The 3135-nt window shown below is 73.4% G+C and carries 3 protein-coding genes and 2 pseudogenes; all 5 read right to left on the bottom strand.

Going from position 1 to position 3135, the window contains the following annotated elements; translation table 11 throughout:
- Window positions 1-193, bottom strand: a pseudogene (locus tag RIM90_RS31200) (amidophosphoribosyltransferase); the annotation flags it as partial.
- 62 nt (window positions 194-255) lie between these two features.
- On the bottom strand, window positions 256-1038 hold the full coding sequence (locus RIM90_RS31195) for an META domain-containing protein (RefSeq protein ID WP_309064097.1): 783 nt from the start codon (window positions 1036-1038) through the stop codon (window positions 256-258).
- Window positions 1039-1131: 93 nt separating this feature from the next.
- Window positions 1132-1929, bottom strand: a complete 798-nt coding sequence (locus RIM90_RS31190) for a sterol carrier family protein (RefSeq protein ID WP_309064096.1) — start codon at window positions 1927-1929, stop codon at window positions 1132-1134.
- Window positions 1930-1938: 9 nt separating this feature from the next.
- Window positions 1939-2157, bottom strand: a pseudogene (locus tag RIM90_RS31185) (M23 family metallopeptidase); the annotation flags it as partial.
- Between the two features lie 67 nt (window positions 2158-2224).
- Window positions 2225-3135, bottom strand: a 911-nt coding sequence (locus RIM90_RS31180; RefSeq protein WP_309064095.1) for an AIR synthase related protein, incomplete at its 5' end; no start/stop codon positions are given.

Raw genomic sequence — 3135 nt, 5'->3', positions numbered from 1 at the left:
GGATCTGGGAGCCGTTGCTGACCGCGATTCCCGCGGATTCCTGGCCCCGATGCTGGAGGGCGTAGAGCCCGAAGTACGTGAGCTTGGCGACCTCTTCGCCCGGAGCCCAGACACCGAAGACGCCGCAGGCGTCCTGGGGGCCCTTCTCTCCGGGGAGCAGGTCGTGGTTGAGTCGTCCGTCACCACGTGGCACGCCACCGAGTGTAGGCGAGATCGACCGCTGGTCCGAATGCGGGATGCGGCTCCGGCCATGGATCAGCGCTCGGCGACGGCGCGGACCTCGGTGCCGTTTTCGCTGGTCAGCGTGAGCGTACGGTGGTCGATGGAATAGGTGAGCGTGCCGTCGAAGAGTTTCGTCAGGGCCCTCTCTCCGTCCATGAGTGAGTCTTCGCACATCACGCGGGTCGTCGAGGGCGTGCCGAGGGTGATACGGCCGTCGCGGACGGTGGCGTCGGCGTTCACGTCGTTGCAGCCGAGGCTGCCGGAGACGGTGCCCCCGGTCCTGTCGAAGGTGAGGTGGGCACGGCCGTCGGTGGCGGGGGTGGTGACGGTCCACTTGGTGCCGGCCAGCGGGGCGTCCTCGGTCCTGCTCAGGCGGACGGTCCCGCCGTCACCGGTGGTGAGGGTCAGGCGGTCGTCGTTCACGTCGGCCTTCAGGGCGCCGCCGCCGAAGGTGCGGTGGAGGGCGTGTTCGAGGTCCATGAGCTGCTGGGAGCAGAGCATGAAGGTGGTGGTCGTGTCACCGAACCGGATCCGGTCGCCGTCGAAGGAGGCGCGGCCCCTGAACCGGTTGCAGCCGTAGCTGCCCTCGGCCCGGCCGCTGTCGTCGAGGGTGAGGTGCGCGCTGTCGGGGGCGCGGTGGGTGGTGCCGTCCACGGTGACGCTGTCGACGCTCCAGCGGATGCCGGTGACCGGCCGGTCCACCTCGGCGGAGCCGCTGCCCGCGCCCGCCCGTTCGCTGCCACAGGCCGCCGCGAGCGGGACGAGCACGGCGACGGCCGTCAGGGTCATGCGCTGCTGGTGCTTCTGCCTGTACATGCCGATTCGACGGAGCGGAGGAGGGGTTGGTTCCCCATCCCCCGGAGGGCCTGGTTTCCCGGGAGGCCGGTTTCCCGGGAGGGCCTGGCGGACTCATCCCATCAGCGGCAGGTACGGCCCGAGGTCGGCCCGTTCCCCGCTCGCGCTCACCCGGGCGTCGGCCACCGCGTCCGCCCAGGCCGTCCGTCCGGTGGCCAGCCGGATCCAGGTCAGCGGGTCGGTCTCGACGACGTTGGGCGGGGTGCCGCGGGTGTGCCGCGGGCCCTGGACGCACTGCACGACGGCGTACGGCGGAATCCGCACCTCCGTCGAGCCTCCGGGCGCCTTCGCGGCGAGGGCGTCGGCCAGCAGCCGGGTGCAGGCGGCGAGGGCCTGGCGGTCGTGGGGGATGTCGAGGCCGGGCACGGCGGCGTTCAGGTCGTCGGTGTGGACGACGAGTTCGACGGTGCGGGTGACCAGGTAGTCGGCGAGGGTGATGGCGCCGGTCCGGGTGGCGAGGAGACGGGTGCCGGGGGCGTCGGCCAGGTGTGCGGTGAGGCGCTGCTCGGTGCGGGCGTAGAGGGCGTCGAGGTCGGGGTGGGCGGCGGCCAGTTCGCGGGTGTCGTCGGCGATGTCGCTCGCGCGGGCGGCGGTGGCGGAGGGCCAGTCCAGGAGGGCGAGGTCGGCCTCGGCGGGCTCCTCGCGGTCGAGGTTGCGGCTGACGGTCTCCACGGCCATGGTCACGTGCGCGGCCAGCTCCCGTACCGTCCAGCCGTCGAGCCGGGTGGGCAGGGCCAGCTGGTCGGGGGTGAGGGTGCGCACGGCCGACCGCACGTGGGCGAACTGGGCGAGGACGGCGGCGCGGGTCCTGGCGGGGTCGTAGGAGCGGGTGCGCTTCTTGGCCGGTGGCATGGCGGAAGCCTATGCGGGGGCGGTCGGCGCCGGCTCGGGTGCGTCGAACACCTCGCCGCCCCGGGGCACGCCGATGCCGCGCCAGGTGAACGGGACGCCGCGCGCGGTGTCCGGGCCGGGGCCGTCCATCAGCTGGAAGTGCAGGTGCGGCTCGGAGGAGTTGCCCGAGTTGCCGACCCGGGCGAGCACCTGCCCCGCGCGCACGGTGTCGCCCTCGCGGACGGTGAGCGGTGGCACGCCGGAGCCCCCGCCCGGCGGACCGGTGCGGGGGCTTCGTGCGGAACGGTGCGGGTGATCAGGCCAGCAGCGCCGGGATCGTCGCCTCGTGCGCCTCGCGCAGTTCGGCGAGGGTGAGGGTGAACTCGCCCTGGACCTCCACCGTGTCGCCGTCCACGACACCGATGCGGGTGGCCGGGAGGCCGCGCGCACCGCACATGTCGTTGAAGCGGACCTCCTCCGAGCGCGGCACGGCGACGATCGCGCGGCCGGCCGACTCGGAGAACAGGAAGGTGAAGGCGTCGAGCCCGTCCGGGACGATCAGACGCGCGCCCTTGCCGCCGAGCAGCGCCGACTCGACGACCGCCTGGACCAGACCGCCGTCGGACAGGTCGTGCGCGGAGTCGATCATGCCGTCGCGGGAGGCGGAGATCAGGATCTCGCCGAGCAGCCGCTCGCGCTCCAGGTCGACCTTCGGGGGCAGGCCGCCGAGGTGGTCGTGGACGACCTGGGACCAGGCCGAGCCGCCGAACTCCTCACGCGTGTCGCCGAGGAGGTAGAGCAGCTGGCCCTCCTCCTGGAAGGCGACCGGCGTGCGGCGGGCCACGTCGTCGATGACGCCGAGGACCGCCACGACCGGCGTCGGGTGGATGGCGACCTCGCCGGTCTGGTTGTACAGCGAGACGTTGCCGCCGGTCACCGGGGTCCCGAGCTGCCGGCAGGCGTCGGCCAGACCGCGCACGGCCTCCGCGAACTGCCACATCACCGCCGGGTCCTCGGGCGAGCCGAAGTTCAGGCAGTCGGAGACGGCGAGCGGCCGGGCGCCGGTCGTCGCCACGTTGCGGTACGCCTCGGCGAGGGCCAGCTGCGCGCCCGTGTACGGGTCGAGCTTGGCGTACCGGCCGTTGCCGTCGGTGGCGATCGCGACGCCGAGGCCGGACGCCTCGTCGATGCGGATCATGCCGGAGTCCTCGGGCTGGGCGAGGACGG

This window comes from Streptomyces sp. (assembly GCF_031181555.1).
Lineage (GTDB): Bacteria > Actinomycetota > Actinomycetes > Streptomycetales > Streptomycetaceae > Streptomyces > Streptomyces fimbriatus.
This window is presented reverse-complemented; position numbering and strand designations above follow the sequence as displayed.

Excerpts from the sequence above, each read along its gene's own strand:
- RIM90_RS31190 (WP_309064096.1), bottom strand. The coding sequence starts at position 1,929 with ATGCCACCGGCCAAGAAGCGCACCCGCTCCTACGACCCCGCCAGGACC.
- RIM90_RS31195 (WP_309064097.1), bottom strand. The coding sequence starts at position 1,038 with ATGTACAGGCAGAAGCACCAGCAGCGCATGACCCTGACGGCCGTCGCC.